The organism is Brevibacterium sp. NPDC056726 (genome assembly GCF_042790515.1).
Classification (GTDB): Bacteria; Actinomycetota; Actinomycetes; order Actinomycetales; family Brevibacteriaceae; genus Brevibacterium; species Brevibacterium sanguinis.
This window is the reverse complement of record NZ_JBHTYZ010000003.1, coordinates 338858-353795: the sequence shown is the minus strand read 5'-3', so window position 1 is coordinate 353795 and position 14938 is coordinate 338858. Positions and strand designations below refer to the sequence as shown.

14 protein-coding genes are annotated in these 14938 nt (G+C 69.1%); 1 reads left to right on the top strand and 13 read right to left on the bottom strand.

The annotated features are described in order from the left end of the window. Positions 1–342: 342 nt before the first annotated feature. The 13 genes from ACFQ91_RS07885 to ACFQ91_RS07825 form a co-directional block, all read right to left on the bottom strand. Positions 343–678: an Lsr2 family protein gene (locus ACFQ91_RS07885; protein WP_137824891.1), complete on the bottom strand. Its 336-nt coding sequence runs from the start codon at positions 676–678 to the stop codon at positions 343–345. After that, positions 644–889: a hypothetical protein gene (locus ACFQ91_RS07880; protein ID WP_171006995.1), complete on the bottom strand. Its 246-nt coding sequence runs from the start codon at positions 887–889 to the stop codon at positions 644–646. Before ACFQ91_RS07880 ends, ACFQ91_RS07885 begins: the two co-directional genes overlap by 35 nt. Before the next feature lie 4 nt (positions 890–893). After that, positions 894–2453 carry a lysine--tRNA ligase gene (gene lysS / locus ACFQ91_RS07875; protein WP_198500724.1) on the bottom strand — a complete coding sequence of 520 codons (1560 nt, stop codon included), beginning with the start codon at positions 2451–2453 and terminating at the stop codon, positions 894–896. Positions 2454–2568: 115 nt separating this feature from the next. Continuing rightward, complete coding sequence (locus tag ACFQ91_RS07870; protein WP_198500723.1) at positions 2569–3465, bottom strand: Rossmann-like and DUF2520 domain-containing protein; 897 nt, start codon at positions 3463–3465, stop codon at positions 2569–2571. Beyond that, positions 3462–5327 (bottom strand): PH domain-containing protein, encoded by a 1866-nt coding sequence (locus ACFQ91_RS07865; RefSeq protein WP_198500722.1) that lies wholly within the window; start codon positions 5325–5327, stop codon positions 3462–3464. The genes ACFQ91_RS07870 and ACFQ91_RS07865 overlap by 4 nt, the downstream gene beginning before the upstream one ends. Before the next feature lie 2 nt (positions 5328–5329). Then, positions 5330–5800 carry a PH domain-containing protein gene (locus tag ACFQ91_RS07860; RefSeq protein ID WP_198500721.1) on the bottom strand — a complete coding sequence of 157 codons (471 nt, stop codon included), beginning with the start codon at positions 5798–5800 and terminating at the stop codon, positions 5330–5332. Continuing rightward, complete coding sequence (locus ACFQ91_RS07855; protein ID WP_198500720.1) at positions 5797–6258, bottom strand: DUF3180 domain-containing protein; 462 nt, start codon at positions 6256–6258, stop codon at positions 5797–5799. The genes ACFQ91_RS07860 and ACFQ91_RS07855 overlap by 4 nt, the downstream gene beginning before the upstream one ends. Positions 6259–6271: 13 nt before the next feature. Continuing rightward, positions 6272–7180 (bottom strand): 2-amino-4-hydroxy-6-hydroxymethyldihydropteridine diphosphokinase, encoded by a 909-nt coding sequence (folK, locus tag ACFQ91_RS07850; RefSeq protein WP_198500719.1) that lies wholly within the window; start codon positions 7178–7180, stop codon positions 6272–6274. Beyond that, positions 7177–8091 carry a dihydropteroate synthase gene (gene folP / locus ACFQ91_RS07845; RefSeq protein WP_198500718.1) on the bottom strand — a complete coding sequence of 305 codons (915 nt, stop codon included), beginning with the start codon at positions 8089–8091 and terminating at the stop codon, positions 7177–7179. The genes folK and folP overlap by 4 nt, the downstream gene beginning before the upstream one ends. A gap of 3 nt (positions 8092–8094) precedes the next feature. Continuing rightward, positions 8095–8709 carry a GTP cyclohydrolase I FolE gene (gene folE, locus ACFQ91_RS07840; RefSeq protein ID WP_198500717.1) on the bottom strand — a complete coding sequence of 205 codons (615 nt, stop codon included), beginning with the start codon at positions 8707–8709 and terminating at the stop codon, positions 8095–8097. Further along, complete coding sequence (gene ftsH, locus ACFQ91_RS07835; protein WP_198500716.1) at positions 8709–10874, bottom strand: ATP-dependent zinc metalloprotease FtsH; 2166 nt, start codon at positions 10872–10874, stop codon at positions 8709–8711. Before ftsH ends, folE begins: the two co-directional genes overlap by 1 nt. Before the next feature lie 171 nt (positions 10875–11045). Further along, entirely contained in the window at positions 11046–11597 is a 552-nt protein-coding gene (gene hpt, locus ACFQ91_RS07830) for a hypoxanthine phosphoribosyltransferase (protein ID WP_009380922.1), read from the bottom strand. Positions 11598–11674: 77 nt separating this feature from the next. After that, positions 11675–12916 (bottom strand): CynX/NimT family MFS transporter, encoded by a 1242-nt coding sequence (locus tag ACFQ91_RS07825; RefSeq protein ID WP_198500715.1) that lies wholly within the window; start codon positions 12914–12916, stop codon positions 11675–11677. 304 nt (positions 12917–13220) lie between these two features. On the opposite strand from ACFQ91_RS07825, the gene ACFQ91_RS07820 reads away from it, so the two are divergent. Then, positions 13221–14492, top strand: a complete 1272-nt coding sequence (locus ACFQ91_RS07820; protein ID WP_198500714.1) for an amidohydrolase family protein — start codon at positions 13221–13223, stop codon at positions 14490–14492. The last annotated feature ends 446 nt before the right edge of the window (positions 14493–14938 follow it).

Sequence of the window (14938 nt, the reverse complement as noted above, 5' to 3'; positions counted from 1 at the left end):
CCTCAAACACCACACGCAACGCACACGGCGTTGCCGATATTCCGCCACCAGGATTGCCGCGTGGAAAGCCGCCTGCGGAGAAACAAATCGGCTCGCGCGACGCTCAGACAATTCTCAAGAAAGTCGCTTTGCGCGGCTAATCGCTAACCGCGCCACCGCCGCCGCAGATTCGCGGTCACCTGCACGGATGGTCGGATGCAGGCGCGGACCCCGCGATCCGGCGCAGCGCACGCACCGATCAAGCCCAGGCGACGAAAAGACCGAGGGACCGATGCTTGTGTCATCGGTCCCTCGGCGAATCGGCGCCCCTGTCAGGGGGCTGTCGTTCAGTTGTGCCTGTGCTCAGTTCCCTGCGGCTTCGTAGGCCTGGACGATCTCCTGGGGGATCCGTCCGCGATCACCGAGCTGGTAGCCGTTCTCCTGCGCCCATTCGCGGATCTTCGCGGTGTCCCGCTTGGGGCCCGAGCCGGTCGATCCTCCGCGGCGTCCGCGTGAACCGGGGTTGGCCACACGGCGGGCTTTGGCGATATAGGGAGCAAAGGTCTCACGCAGCTCTTCGGCATTCTTCGTGGACAGTTCCAGTTCATAAGTCCCCTGGTCGAGGCTGAACCGAACGGTTTCGGCTGCTTCCGAACCGTCGAAATCATCCGTGAGAACGAGTCGCATCTCCCGTGCCATGTTCACTCTTTTCATTTTCAGACGACTTTACGGGTGTAAGCATAACACCCGAATCCCCATTATCGTCCAATTCGCTAACTTCATGCTCGGAATAGAATTTCTCGATCTGCTCGCGTTCTGTCCGATCTGCGCGAACAATGCCGCGCATCACGTACCAGAAGAGCAATGCGATGCAGATCGACGGAAGCAGCGCCTTGATGAGATCCAACACGGTCTCAGCCTTCCTCTGTGGAGTCCGAATTCGCCGCGGCGATCGGTTTGGTGAAGGGGAAGAGAATGGTTTCGCGAATTCCCAGACCGGTGAGCGCCATGAGCAGACGGTCGAGGCCCATGCCCATTCCCCCGGTCGGGGGCATGCCGTGTTCCATCGCGGTGAGGAACTCCTCGTCGAGGCCCATCGCCTCATCGTCACCGCGGGCGGCGTCGGCGGCTTGGGCTTCGAAGCGCTGCCGCTGGATGACGGGGTCGACGAGCTCGGAGTATCCGGTCGCCAGCTCGAAGCCGCGCACGTAGAGGTCCCACTTCTCGACGACGCCGGGCTTGTCCCGGTGTTCGCGCACGAGCGGTGAGGTGTCGACCGGGAAGTCGGTGACGAAGGTCGGCGCCCACAGCTTGTCCTTGTAGAAGTGCTCCCACAGCTCCTCGACGTACTTGCCGTGCGAGCGGAAGACTCCGCCCAGATCGACGTCGTGGTCCGCAGCGATCTTCTCGAGCTCCTCGATGCCGGTCAGCGGCGTGACCTCGACACCGGATTCGGCCGAGAGCGTCTCGTACATGCTCACGACCGCCCAGTCGCCGCCGAAGTCGTAGTCGGTGCCGTCGTCGAGGGTGACGAGCAGCGAACCCGTCGCGTCCTGGGCCGCGTTCTGGACGAGCGTCTTCGTCAGCTCCGCGATCGAATGGTAGTCCCCGTAGGACTGGTAGGCCTCGAGCATCGCGAACTCCGGCGAGTGCGTCGAGTCGGCGCCTTCGTTGCGGAAGTTCCGGTTGATCTCGAAGACGTTGTCGATGCCGCCGACGATGGCCCGCTTGAGGAAGAGCTCGGGGGCGATGCGCAGGTACATGTCGATGTCGTAGGCGTTCATGTGCGTCTTGAACGGGCGGGCCGCCGCTCCCCCGTGCATGACCTGGAGCATCGGCGTCTCGATCTCGATGAAGTCCTGGTCGGCGAACGTCCGCCGCAGCGAGGCCATCACCTCGGCGCGGGTGCGCATCGTCGTCCGTGCGGCCTCCCGCGTGATGAGGTCGAGGTAGCGCTGGCGCACGCGGGTGTCCTCGGCGAGTTCCGTGTGCAGGCCCGGCAGCGGGCGGAGGGCCTTCGACGCCATCTGCCACGCATCGGCGAGCACGGAGAGCTCCCCGCGCTTGGACTTGATGACCCTGCCGTGGAGGAAGAGGAAGTCGCCGAGGTCGACGTCGGCCTTGAAGTCGGCCAGGCGCTCCTCGCCGACCTCGCGCAGGGAGAGCATCCCCTGCAGGCGGGTGCCGTCACCGGCCTGCAGGGTGACGAAGGCGAGCTTGCCGGTGGTCCGGACGAAGACGACGCGGCCGACGACGCCGACGACATCGTCGGTCTCGTCACCGGCTTCGAGGTCGGGGTGGGCAGCATGGACCTGCGCGAGAGTGTGCGTGCGGGGCACGGAGACGGGGTAGGCCTCGGTGTCGGAGTCAAGCATCCGCTGCCGCTTGTCCTTGCGGATCCTGATCTGTTCGGGATCGAGGTGTTCCGGTGCGGACTCAGCGGTGTCAGGGGCGATCGACTCAGTTTCTGCCATGCCCTCAAGGCTACCGCGCCAGCACCCCGCGGGGGAATTCGCGCAACCGTCCTGAGGCCCCCGCCACACCCCGTGCGTCGCGGGTCGCAGGACAGGCCGACCCGCCCCTGTCAGCTCATCCGAGGAGGGCGAGGATCTCCTGGGCCTGCGCCTCGGTGATCCGCCCCAGGGCCAGCGCCTTCGCCGTCGTCGACCGGGCCAGTGCGATGTAGCTGTCGCGGGTGCCCGGATGGGAGACGGCAAGGCTGTATTCGCTCAGGGCCGCCAGGTGCGCGGCGAGCGTCCCGACGTCGCCGCGGGCGACCGGTCCGGTCAGCGCCTTCGCCCCGTTCTGCAGGGTGTTGGCGACACTCGCGTCGACGAGTGCGGTGAGCACCCGCGAGGGGTCCTCGACACCGGCTTCGGTGAGCATCTCGAGGGCCTCGGCGATGATCGTGATCGAGTGGTTCGACGCGTGCGTGATCGCGGCGTGGTAGAGCGGCCGGTCGGCCTCGGCGATCTCGAGCGGTTCGGCCCCCATCTCGACGACGAGGGCCTCGCCCACCGGGCGGATCGGTCCGGGTGCGGTGACGGCGACGGTGGCCTGTCGCAGGCGCGGAAGGTCGACGGCGGTGCCGGTGAACGACAGTGACGGATGCAGGGCGATCGGCAGCGCCCCGACGCCGGTCGCCGGTTCGAGGATGTCCGTGCCGTAGCGTCCGGAGACGTGGACGACGATCTGACCGGCGTGGATCCGACCGAGCGCGGCGAGACCGGAGACGAGCGAGCCGATCTCGTCGTCGGGCACGGCGAGCAGGAGGAGTTCGGCGCGTTCGGCGATCTGGTCGGGAGGGAGGACGGGCACGCCGGGCAGCATGTCCTCGGCGCGTTCGAGGCTGGCCGCCGAGGTGGCGCTGACCCCGATGATCGCATGTCCGGCCGCTCGCCAGGCGGCTCCGATGACGGCGCCGACGCGGCCGGCGCCGATGATGCCGATGCCCAGTCGCGGGGCGTCCGGGGGCGGTGCGGTCATGCGTCGATCCCCTTCCCGGTGCGGCGCTGCTCGTCGAAGTGCTCACGGGCCAGCCGGGTGCGTTCGGCGTGTTCGGCGAAGAACCGCCGCGCCTCCTCGGCGTCCTGGTGGGTGACCTGCGGGGTGATCGGCCCTGCCGTCGAGTGCACCGCCACCGAGGCGAGACCGAGTGACCGCAGCAGCGGACCCTGCCGGTACTCCATCGACTGGACGCGTTCGTGCGGGACGAAGTCGACGCGGCGCTCGAGGCGGCCGAGGCGGATGATGAGGAGGGCCTCGGTGATCGCGTACGCCCGCCGCTTCCACACGAGCGGGTCGATGAACCGGGAGGAGCGCGGCTGCGGGTCGAAGGCCTCCTCGGCGCGCGCGGCCTGCGGGTCGGGCGAGTCGGTGTCGTACATCGCCGAGAGCGTGAGGCTGCGGGCGCTGACCTCGTCGTCGACCTGCGGTGCCGGCAGGGCGAGGCCGATCATCGTCAGCGCCTGGTCGATGTCGCCGACGGGCAGCAGCAGGTTGGATTCGCCCTTGTCGCCGGCACTGGCGATGTTGTATTCGGCCTTCCACCAGCCGCCGATGCGCCACAGCAGCGGCTGGTGCAGGCACACCGCCTGCACCCGGTCGAGGGGGATGACCTTCCGCGAGGTCGAGACGAGGCCGTGGCTTACGGCGAGGCCCGAGTCGGTGAGGCGGACGACGAAGTTCGCGTTGTCGAGGTCCTTCTTCACCGAGGCGAATGCCGCGATGCCGGCGGGCAGCACGCCGAAGAGCATCGGCATCGCCGCCTCCCGGACACCGGTGAGGAAGAGGACGATGGCCGCGACGATGACGGCGAGGAAGACGAGGACGCCGATGAGGAAGTCGGTCTTGAGCAGTGAGGAGAGGATGACCCGGTGGACGGGCACCCTGATGATCTCGCCCTCCTCCGTCAGCCTGGTCGAGACGCCGTAGGGGGCGAGCATGTCGTTGAGGCTGTCCTCGGCCTCCCCGATCGCCTCCCCCGCGTACCGGCTCAGGCGCTTGCTCAGCCGCACACCGATGCTGTCACCGGCGCGTTCGGGGGCGCTGAGATCGACCATCGGCTCGCCTGGACCCCGGCCCGCGCCGAGGCTGTCGACCGTGCCGTCCTCACCTGCCCAGGCCGCCTGGCCGACCGGGGAACCGGCAGGGCTGCCGAGCCCAGCGGGCCCTCCCGGGACCCCTGCATCACCGACACCGGCAGCAGCGGCACTGCCGACGACACCGCCCTGCTTGACTTCGCGCACCGCGGCGAGGAGCTCATCGCGCAGGGCGTCGGCCTTCTTCCGGCTGAGGTACTTCAGCGACACGTTCGCGCCCTTGCCGCCGGCGACGTCGAAGACGAGCTCGGCGAGTCCGAGGAGGCGGGGCACCAGTTTCTGCTGGAGGTCGATCGACTGGACCCGGTCGAGGCGGGCCTTGCGCAGCTTCTTCGCGAGCAGGCCCGAGCGGGCGTAGATCGCCTCGGCGTCGACGCGGTAGCCCATGACCCGCCAGGCGAGCCAGCTGTAGACACCGGCGACGGCGAGGACGAGGAGGACCCCGCCGAGGCCGGCGAGGATAACGAGCGGATGCGCGCCGACCCAGCCGGCCATCGACAGGTCGACGCCGTCACCGGCGGCGAGGTCGCTGAGCGCCTGCTGGATGAAGTTCTGCCCGACGTACCCGGCGACGACGAAGAGGACGACGATGACGCCGAGGCTCTCAAGCACCGGGGTGAGCGGATGGACCCGATGCCAGACCTCCGGGGCGGCCACCTCGGCGACGGAGGGCTCCGCTGCCGGCTGGGGCTCCCCTGCCGGCTGGGACTGCCCGGTCTCCTCGGTGATGTCGTGGTCGGAGCTCATCGTCACAGCCCTGCCAGGTTCGCCTGTCCGCGACCGGCGAGGCTGTCACGGAGACGGTCCGCGTCGGGGCGCGGCAGGCCGGGGATCGTCGCATCGGTGGCCGCCGAGGCGGTGTGGAGTTTGACGGTGGCCAGTCCGAACATCCGGTCGATGGGGCCGGAGTCGACGTCGACGAACTGGAGGCGGCCGTAGGGCACGACGGTGGTGCGGCGGAACATGATGCCGCGGCGGATGAGGAGGTCGTCATCGCGTTCGGCGTACCCGATGACCTTCGCCTGCCGGTAGAGGACGACAAGGTAGACGACGGCCCAGACGAGGATCGCCGCCCACAGCGGGTGCAGCCACCACTGGGACGGGAAGATCACGGCGAGTGCGATCGCCACGGCGAGCAGCGGGACGAAGAACGTCAGCGACGAGATCGTCTCCTTGCGCCAGTACTTCGGGCTGACTCGGGTGTAGATCGGGTCGGTCATGCGGCTTCGGCTCCTGGTGGGTCGTGGGGCGGGAGGGTGCAGAAGATCTCGACGATGATCCCGACGATCATCAGGGCAGCGGCGGCGATCGCGGCGAAGAGCATGCCGGCGGCGAGGTCGTTGCGGATGCCCGGGGCCGAGAGGAAGTAGTAGGCGGCGTTGCCGAGGTACCAGCCGGCCAGCCCGGCTCCGGTCAGAGCGCTCGCCTTGGCCATGACGGCCACGCGGGCGGCCTGGAGCGGGTCGATCTCGCGGGTCCGGTCCCCGTCGTTCCACTTCTTGATCGGGTAGCCGAGGACGAGGAGGACGGCGGCGAGGATGAGCATGCCGATGATCGGGAACCACGGCTGGCCCGGCAGCGCGAACCCCTGGCTCTCGAGGAGCACGTCGACGAGCACGCCGAGGACGACGCCGGCGGTCGCCCAGATGACGAGCATGCCTGAGGAGGTTCGCTGCATGCTCCTCAGTCTTTCAGATCTCCGGCGTCTGCGGGGAGGGAACCCGGGTGATTTCCTGATCGGCCAGTGCGGCGATGACCTCGGCGATCGGCAGGCGCCCGCTCGCCGTGGCGACCGTCGTCTCCGGTGCGAGCTCCGCCCACGGGACGAGGACGAAGGCCCGCTCGTGAGCGCGCGGGTGCGGCAGGGTGAGCGTCGGGGTCGCTGCGCGAACCTCCCCTGCCTCGGTGGTGACGCTGATGAGGTCGATGTCGAGGGTCCGCGGTCCCCACCGCAGCTCCCGGGTCCGCCCGGCGGCGACCTCGATGCCCTGGGCCACCCCGAGGAGCTGGTCGACCGGCAGGGTGGTCTCGATGAGGACGCCGAGGTTGCGGAAGTCGTTCTGCTCGACCCCGCCCCACGGCGCGGTCCGGTAGAGCGAGGACCGGGCGACGACCGTGATCGCCGGGTGCCGGTCGAGGGCGGCGACGGCGTCGTCGAGCGTGGCCGCGGGATCGCCGAGGTTGGCCCCGAGGCTGAGATAGGCGACCGCGGCCGGTGCCTCGGCAGGACCCGCGTCCGCGCGGTGCCGGTCGACGGTGACGGTGACGTCGGCGAAGGTCCGCTCGATCGGGGCGCTCGGCTTGTGGACGACGACCTCGACATGGTCGGTCAGGGTCAGGCAGTGGTCGGCGATCGCCTCGGCGAGGGTCTCGATGAGGTCGAAGGTCGTGTCCTCGATGATGTGCGCGACCGCCTCGGCGAGGTCGCCGTAGTGGATGGTGTCGGCGATGTCATCGGTCCCGGCCGCGGCCGCCGTCGAGGTGTGGAGGACGACGTCGACGACGAAGTCCTGGCCCTCGCGCTTCTCGAAGTCGAAGACGCCGTGGTTGCCGCGCACCGTCAGGCCGCGCAGCTCGATCCGGTCCGGCTGTCCGCTCATGCCCGGCCGGGCTTCCACGGTGAGGTGCCCGGGGCAGCGTGATCGGCGATGGCAGCAGCCACCCGACAGGCCAGCGCCGAGGCGGCCGGGTCGTGGACGCGCACCGCCCAGGCCCCTGCCTGCGCGGCGAACGCCGAGATCACGGCCGTGGCCTGGTCCTTCGCCGCTTCCGCGGCACGCGTCGGATCCTCCGGCGAGACGAGGGAGGAGATGAAGCGCTTGCGGCTCGCGGCGACGAGGAGGCGCTGGTCGAACGCGGAGAACGCGTCGAGCCCGGCGAGGATCTGCCAGTTGTGGTCGGCGTTCTTCGAGAAGCCCAGGCCCGGATCGACGATGATCGCGTCCGGGTCGATGCCGGCGGCCACGGCCGCGTCGATGCGCTCGCGCAGCTCCGCGACCACCTCGGCGAGGACATCGTCGTAGTGGAACGTCGCATCCGCACGGTCGAGATGACCGCGCCAGTGCATGAGGACGATCGGGACGCCGGTGTCCGCGGCGACGGTGAGCATGCCGGGATCCGACAGGCCGGCCGAGACGTCGTTGATGATGTGCGCCCCGGCGTCGATGGCCGCCGAGGCCACCGCCGCCCGCATCGTATCGACGCTGATGAGCACGCCGGCAGCGGCGAGTTCACGGACGACGGGCACGACCCGGCGCAGCTCCTCGTCCTCGTCGACGCGGACGGCTCCGGGGCGAGTCGATTCCCCGCCGACGTCGATGATGTCCGCCCCTGCGGTCGTCAGTGCGAGACCGTGCGCGATCGCCTTGGCGTGGTCGAAGTAGCGGCCGCCGTCGGAGAACGAATCGGGCGTGACGTTGAGGACGCCCATGATCTGCGTGCGCGCCGGATCCCCGAGGGCAGACGGCTGACCCGCGGCAGGGGTCGGTTCGACAGCAGGTGTCCCTGTCATCGCTCAGCCTCGGAGGATGAGGCTCATCGCCTCCGCCCGGGACGCCGGTTCGCGCAGCTGACCGCGCACCGCTGAGGTGATCGTCGAGGCGCCGGGCTTGCGGACCCCGCGCATCGTCATGCACAGATGCTCGGCCTCGACGACGACGATCGCGCCCTGGGGTTCGAGGTAGGTCATCAGGGCGTCGGCGATCTGCGAGGTCAGCCGCTCCTGGACCTGCGGACGGCGGGCGTAGACCTCGACGAGCCGGGCGAGCTTCGACAGGCCGGTGACCTTGCCGTTCTTCGCCGGGATGTAGCCGACGTGGGCAACACCGTGGAACGGCACGAGGTGGTGTTCGCACATCGAGTAGAGGTCGATGTCGCGGACGAGGACCATCTCCTCGTGGCTGATGTCGAACGTCACGGAGAGGATCTCGGCCGGGTCGTGGTGGAGGCCGGCGAAGAACTCCTCATAGGCGCGGGCCACCCTGGCCGGGGTCTCGATGAGCCCGTCGCGGTCGGGGTCCTCCCCGACGGCGACGAGGATCTCCCGGACTGCCGCGGCGATGCGCTCATGATCGACCGTGGGCTTGCCTGCGGTCGTCTCGCCGAGGTCGTCGAACACGTAATCGGTCATCAGCGCTGGCCTCCCGGTTCGTCCCCGGACAGACCGGAGTTCGGTCCTGCCGGTCCGGTGGGTCCGGCGGGTCCGACCGGACCGTTGGGGTCACGGGGTCCCGGCGGGTTGTGCGGCACATCGGGGCCGTGGGTGCCGGTCGGTCCGGCACCGGGCAGGTCCGTCGTGTCGGGACCCGGACCACCGGAGTGGCCGGTGCCGTCCTGATCGCCGCCGGCGCTGCGGCCGCCCTGCGGGGCGGGAGGCACGATCGGGCCGCGGTCGGAGACCGGGCGCTCGTCGTTGGCCAGCCACACCTCGCGGCGGGGCCGCTTGAGGACGGGGGCGAAGATCTCCTCGAGGGCGGCCTGGTCGAGCGTCTCGCGTTCGAGCAGCTGGTAGGCCAGGGCGTCGAGGATGTCGCGGTTGTGGGTGAGCACCCAGTACGCATCGGCGTGCGCGGTGTCGATGAGCGCGCGCACCTCCTTGTCGATGGCCGACAGCGTCGAATCGCCGTACTCGTCGCCGGCGCCGTAGCCGCGCCCGGCGAAGGGCTCGGACTGGTCGTCGCCGATCTTGACCATGCCGAGCTTCTCGCTCATGCCGTACTGCGTGACCATCTTCCGGGCGATGTTCGTCGCCTTCTCGATGTCGTTGCTCGCCCCGGTCGTCGGATCGTGGAACACGACCTCCTCGGCGACGCGTCCGCCCATCGCGTAGGCGAGCTGGTCGAGGAGTTCGTTGCGGGTCGTCGAGTACTTGTCCTCGCTCGGCAGCACCATCGTGTAGCCCAGGGCGCGGCCGCGGGGCAGGATCGTCACCTTCGTCACCGGGTCGGTGTTGTTCATCGCCGCGGCGACGAGGGCGTGGCCGCCCTCGTGGTAGGCGGTGACGAGGCGCTCCTTGTCGTTCATCAGGCGCGTGCGCTTCTGCGGTCCGGCGATGACGCGGTCGATCGCCTCGTCGAGGATGCGGTTGTCGATGACCTTCGCGTTCTCACGCGCGGTGAGCAGGGCCGCCTCGTTGAGGACGTTGGCGAGGTCGGCTCCGGAGAATCCGGGGGTGCGCTTGGCGATCTGACCGAGGTCGACGTCGGGGGCCAGCGGCTTGTCCTTCGCGTGGACCTCGAGGATCTTCTTCCGGCCCTTCATGTCCGGGGCCTCGACCGGGATCTGCCGGTCGAAGCGGCCCGGGCGCAGCAGCGCCGGGTCGAGGACGTCGGGCCGGTTGGTCGCAGCGATGAGGATGACGTTGGTCTTGACGTCGAAGCCATCCATCTCGACGAGGAGCTGGTTGAGCGTCTGCTCGCGCTCGTCGTGCCCGCCGCCCATGCCGGCCCCGCGCTGGCGGCCGACGGCGTCGATCTCGTCGATGAAGATGATGCAGGGGGCGTTCGCCTTCGCCTGTTCGAAGAGGTCGCGCACGCGGGAGGCGCCGACGCCGACGTACATCTCGACGAAGTCGGAACCGGAGATCGAGTAGAACGGCACGCCCGCCTCGCCGGCGACGGCCTTCGCGAGCAGGGTCTTGCCGGTGCCCGGCTGACCGTAGAGGAGGACGCCCTTGGGGATCTTCGCGCCGACGGCCTTGAACTTCTCGGGTTCGGCGAGGAACTCCTTGATCTCCTCGAGCTCTTCGAGTGCCTCGTCGACCCCGGCGACGTCCTTGAACGTGACGTCCGGGTTCTCCTTGTTGACGAGCTTGGCCTTCGACTTGCCGAAGTTCATCATCTTCCCGCCGCTCATCTGCGAGATGAGGAACCAGAAGACGACGAAGATGATGACGAACGGGATGAGGGTGCCCAGCAGCGACATCAGCCAGCTCTGCTGCGGCACCTCGTCGGTGTAGCCCTGAGTGGGGTTCGCCTCGGTGACGGCCTCGACGATCTGGTCGCCGCGCTGCTCGACGTAGTAGAACTGGACCTTCTTGCCGTATTCCTGGCCGTCGACAGTGAGGTCCTCTTTGAGGGTGAGGTCGACGCGCTGGTCGCGGTCGACGATCTTGGCCTGTTCGACCTGGTCGTCGGCCAGCAGTTGGAGTCCCTGCTCGGTGTCGATCTGGCTGAAGCCCACACGGCTGAAGAGGAGCGCTCCGATGGACACCACGAGGAGCGCCATGACGATCCAGATCAAGGGACCTCTCGTCGCCTTGTTGAGCAGTGGACGTCGCTTTTTGGACTCGGCCATAGATCCTCTCAGGATTTCAGTCTGGGCAACCCGTGCAGGCCGCCGCGGCTGCCTGGGAGCATCCCCCACAGCCTAGTACGTACCAGTGGCATAGCGGGAATCAGAGAGGTTTTGTTCCCCGGCGGAAGCAAATTCCAGGCAACGCGCGGTGGGCGCTCAGCTCACCGGTGCTCAGCTGTAGACGTGCTGTGCCAGCGTCGCGACGAACGGGACGTTGCGGTACTTCTCCGCGTAGTCGAGTCCGTAGCCGATGACGAACTCGTTGGGGACGTCGAAGCCGACGTACTTGACGTCGATGTCGACCTTGACGGCTTCGGGTTTGCGCAGCATCGTGCAGATCTCGACGTCGGCGGCTCCGCGCGAGCGCAGGTTCTGCACGAGCCAGGACAGGGTGAGCCCGGAGTCGATGATGTCCTCGACGATGAGCACGTGGCGGCCGGTGAGGTCGGTGTCGAGGTCCTTGAGGATCCGCACGACGCCGGAGGACTTCGTGCCCGAGCCGTAGGAGGAGACGGCCATCCAGTCCATCGTCACCGGCGAGTGCAGGGCGCGGGCGAGGTCGGCCATGACCATGACCGCGCCCTTGAGGACGCCGACGAGGAGGATGTCCTTGTCCTTGTAGTCTTCATCGATGGCGGCGGCCAGTTCAACGAGTCGGGCGGCTATCTGTTCTTCCGAGACGAGCACTTCTTCGATGTCATTGCCGAGATCGTTGATGTCCACTGGTGTCGATTCTCCTCGTGTGGGGTGGCTGTGACTCCATTATGGGCGACGGGACCGCCGCGGAGCCACCCGCGCGGTCACTGGGCCAGCTCGTCGTCGACGGTGCCCGGTGCCGCGGAGAGATAACCGGTGATGCCCATGAGCACGGAGACGGCGATCATGAGGATGAGCGGCAGGGTCCACGCGCCGCTGAGGCCGAGCAGTCCGCCGACGGCGAGCGGGCCGAGGGCGGCGAGCACATAGCCAGAGGACTGGACGAACGCCGAGGTGCGGGCGGTGACCGAGACGTCACGGGTGCGGCTGGTGATGAGGGCCAGGGCGGCGGGGAACGCGAATCCGCCGTAGGAGAGGAGCACCGCCCAGAGCACCGGCGCCGAGGCGGGGGCGAGGAGGAGGCCCGTGTAGCCGGCGACGGCGCTGACGGCGAAGGAGACGAGGAAGGCGCGGGGTGCGATCCCGCGCATGATCATCTGCGGGGCGAGGAAGCCGCCGGGCAGACCGCCGAGGGTGACGATCGTGAGCATCACGCCGGCGGCGACGGGGTCGAGACCGGCATCCCGGTAGATCTGCGGCAGCCACCCGAATTGGACGTAGGCGTTGACAGACTGGAGGCCGAAGAACAGCGCCATGTACCGCGCCTTCGCGGTCGTGTGGATGTGCCGCCTCGGTGCCGGTGTCGCGCTGCGATCGGTTCCGGCGGTGCGGAAGACGGGCACGGAGCCGAGACCGCGCAGCACGATCCATGTAGCCAGGGCGGTGAGCGGGACGAGCACCCAGGCGCCGAGGCCGACCCGCCAGTCGTCGAAGTGCTCGGTCAGGGGCGCGGTGAGGAGGGCGGGGAACATCGCGCCGAGGCCGAGGGAGACGGTGAACGCGGTCGCGCCGAGGTGGGCCCGGTGCGGGAAGCGGGTCTTGACGAAGACGGGGAGGATGACGTTGCCGAGCGACATCCCGGCCAGGGCGGCGATCGTCAGGGCGGCGAACGCCACCCATGAGTCGACGAGGACGCGGGCGCCGATGCCGCCGGCGATGAGCACGCAGGCGATCGTCAGCGAGGTGAAGAGTCCGACGCGCCGCAGGAGCGGGACGGCGAGGAAGCCGCAGACGGCGAAGATGAGACCGGGCAGGGCGGTGAGCAGGCCGGTCTGCCATTCGGCGAGGCCGAAGGCGGTCTGGACCTCGGCGAGGACGGGGCCGAGTGAGGAGGCCGCGGGACGCAGCGAGGAGGCGATGAGGACGAGGCAGATGAGGGCGAGCACGTCGAGGCCGGGGCCCATCCGCGGGCCGGTGGCGTTCGCGGTCCCGGGAGTGGTGCTCATGCGGTCATCCTCTCAGACGGTGCTCCGTCGTTCGTCGGTCTCTCACCCCTCGGTCTCACACCCGGCGGTCTCTCACGCCTGGGTCCCGGAAGGGGGTTCACTGGTGGGTGGACGGCTGCACGGGTGGAGCCGGGGTGGGCAGCCGCCCGAACAATGGTATACCGTTTGAGTCGAGGGCTCCGACCGGGCCTGCAGCTCACCGTCTCCCACCCGCAGAGACCTCTCCTACCCGCAGAGTGTTCTCCCCGACCAGCAGAGCGCTCTCCCCGACCATCGGAGAGCAGAGAGAAAGCCGAGGCAGCCCATGGCCACCACGTTCACCGATGTCCGCCTCTTCCCGCGCTATCCGGACGAGGCGGCCGTCGACGTCGTCGTCGCCGACGGTCGGATCGCGGCGATCACGCCTGCCGGCGAGGCCGGCGGCGCGGGAGCCGGGGCCGGCGAAGCGGGCGCCGCAGCGTCCGACGAGATCGTCGAGGGGCGCGGACGAGTGCTGCTGCCGAGCCTCGGGGATGTCCATGCGCACCTCGATTCGAACCGCCTCGGGCAGACCTTCCGCCCGCACACCGCCGACGGCACGCTGCACGGCTACATCATGAACGACCGCGCGAACTGGCGCAGCGGCGAACGGTCGGTGCGCGACCAGGCGAGCTTCGCGATCGCCGCGATCATCGCCTCGGGTGGATCGCGGATCCGCTCGCACGCGCAGATCGACTCCGACACCGGGCTCGAGCGCTTCACCGGGGTCCGCGATGCCCTCGCCGCTCATGCGGACGTCCTCGATTCGCAGATCGTCGCGTTCCCGCAGGCGGGCATCGTGCGGGAGAAGGGCGTCCGGGATCTTCTCGACGCGGCCCTGACCGAGGGCGCTGATCTCGTCGGCGGCCTCGACCCCGTCCAGTACGATCGCGACCCGAAGACGCATCTCGACATCGTCTTCGATCTCGCCGAGAAGCACGGCAAAGGCGTCGATATCCACCTCCACGAGGGCGGCACGGCCGGTGTCTTCTCGTTCGAGGAGATCGCGCACCGGACGCAGACGCTCGGCCTGCAGGGGAAGGTGACGATCTCACATGCCTTCGCCCTCAACACGAACCCCGAACCCGTCGTCCGTCGCCTGGCGGAGCTCCTCGCCGAAGCGGGCATCTCCGTGACGACCGTGGCCCCGCAGAAGGGCAGCCTGCCGCAGGACATCCTCGGTGAGCAGCGGGTGGCGATCGGCCTCGGCGAGGACGGGCAGCGTGACTACTGGAGTCCCTACGGTGACGGTGACCTGCTGCGACGAACGTGGCAGCTGGCGTTCACGAACGGCTTCCGCCGCGACGAGGACATCGAGCACTGCCTCGACATCGCCTCCCGCGGAGGTGCCCAGGTGATGGCCGGGACGCGCCCCGACGGCACCGCGCTCACCGACGATGCGGACCACGGCCTCGGTGTCGGGGCGCCTGCGGACTTCCTGCTCCTCGACGCCGACACGGTCACCTCGGCGGTCATGGACTGTCCGCTCGAGCGCGACGTCTACAAGGGCGGGAGGCTCGTCGCCTCCGGCGGTGAGCTCCTCGGCGGCCTCCGCTGACCCCGTCGCTTCCCCACCGGCGGCGCGGCGTTCTCCCCCATCCGCCGCCGCGCGCTCTACTCCCCTGCTGAGCGGCGGCGTCCGCTGGCGTCGCCGCTCCCCCACCGGCACCTTGAGCGTCACGCACAACCCGTGCACGCGGCGGATTCGCGGCTCCACGGAGAGCGTGCGGAGCTGCGCGTAGTGCGTGAGGCTCGGGGTTGTGCGTGCCGCCGCACCGGCGATATCGCGCTCCCCGGAGTGCGAGCACGCCTGAGTTCAGCGTCCCGGTATCCGTCGCCGCGAATCCCACACACGCAACTCGTTGCACAACCTGTGCACGCGGCGGATTCGCGGCTCCACGGAGTGCGTGCGGAGCTGCGCGTAGTGCTCGAGGCTCGGGGTTGCGTGTGCCGAGCTGCGGGTTGCGGGTGGAGCGCGAGGTCTTTTGTGCTACGCGGGGTTGC

Coding starts and splice junctions, on each gene's coding strand:
- lysS (WP_198500724.1), bottom strand. CDS start 2,453: ATGGCAGAAACTGAGTCGATCGCCCCTGACACCGCTGAGTCCGCACCG.
- ACFQ91_RS07865 (WP_198500722.1), bottom strand. CDS start 5,327: ATGAGCTCCGACCACGACATCACCGAGGAGACCGGGCAGTCCCAGCCG.
- ACFQ91_RS07860 (WP_198500721.1), bottom strand. CDS start 5,800: ATGACCGACCCGATCTACACCCGAGTCAGCCCGAAGTACTGGCGCAAG.
- folP (WP_198500718.1), bottom strand. CDS start 8,091: ATGACAGGGACACCTGCTGTCGAACCGACCCCTGCCGCGGGTCAGCCG.
- ACFQ91_RS07820 (WP_198500714.1), top strand. CDS start 13,221: ATGGCCACCACGTTCACCGATGTCCGCCTCTTCCCGCGCTATCCGGAC.
- folE (WP_198500717.1), bottom strand. CDS start 8,709: ATGACCGATTACGTGTTCGACGACCTCGGCGAGACGACCGCAGGCAAG.
- folK (WP_198500719.1), bottom strand. CDS start 7,180: ATGAGCGGACAGCCGGACCGGATCGAGCTGCGCGGCCTGACGGTGCGC.
- ACFQ91_RS07855 (WP_198500720.1), bottom strand. CDS start 6,258: ATGCAGCGAACCTCCTCAGGCATGCTCGTCATCTGGGCGACCGCCGGC.
- ACFQ91_RS07825 (WP_198500715.1), bottom strand. CDS start 12,916: ATGAGCACCACTCCCGGGACCGCGAACGCCACCGGCCCGCGGATGGGC.
- ACFQ91_RS07870 (WP_198500723.1), bottom strand. CDS start 3,465: ATGACCGCACCGCCCCCGGACGCCCCGCGACTGGGCATCGGCATCATC.
- ftsH (WP_198500716.1), bottom strand. CDS start 10,874: ATGGCCGAGTCCAAAAAGCGACGTCCACTGCTCAACAAGGCGACGAGA.
- ACFQ91_RS07885 (WP_137824891.1), bottom strand. CDS start 678: ATGGCACGGGAGATGCGACTCGTTCTCACGGATGATTTCGACGGTTCG.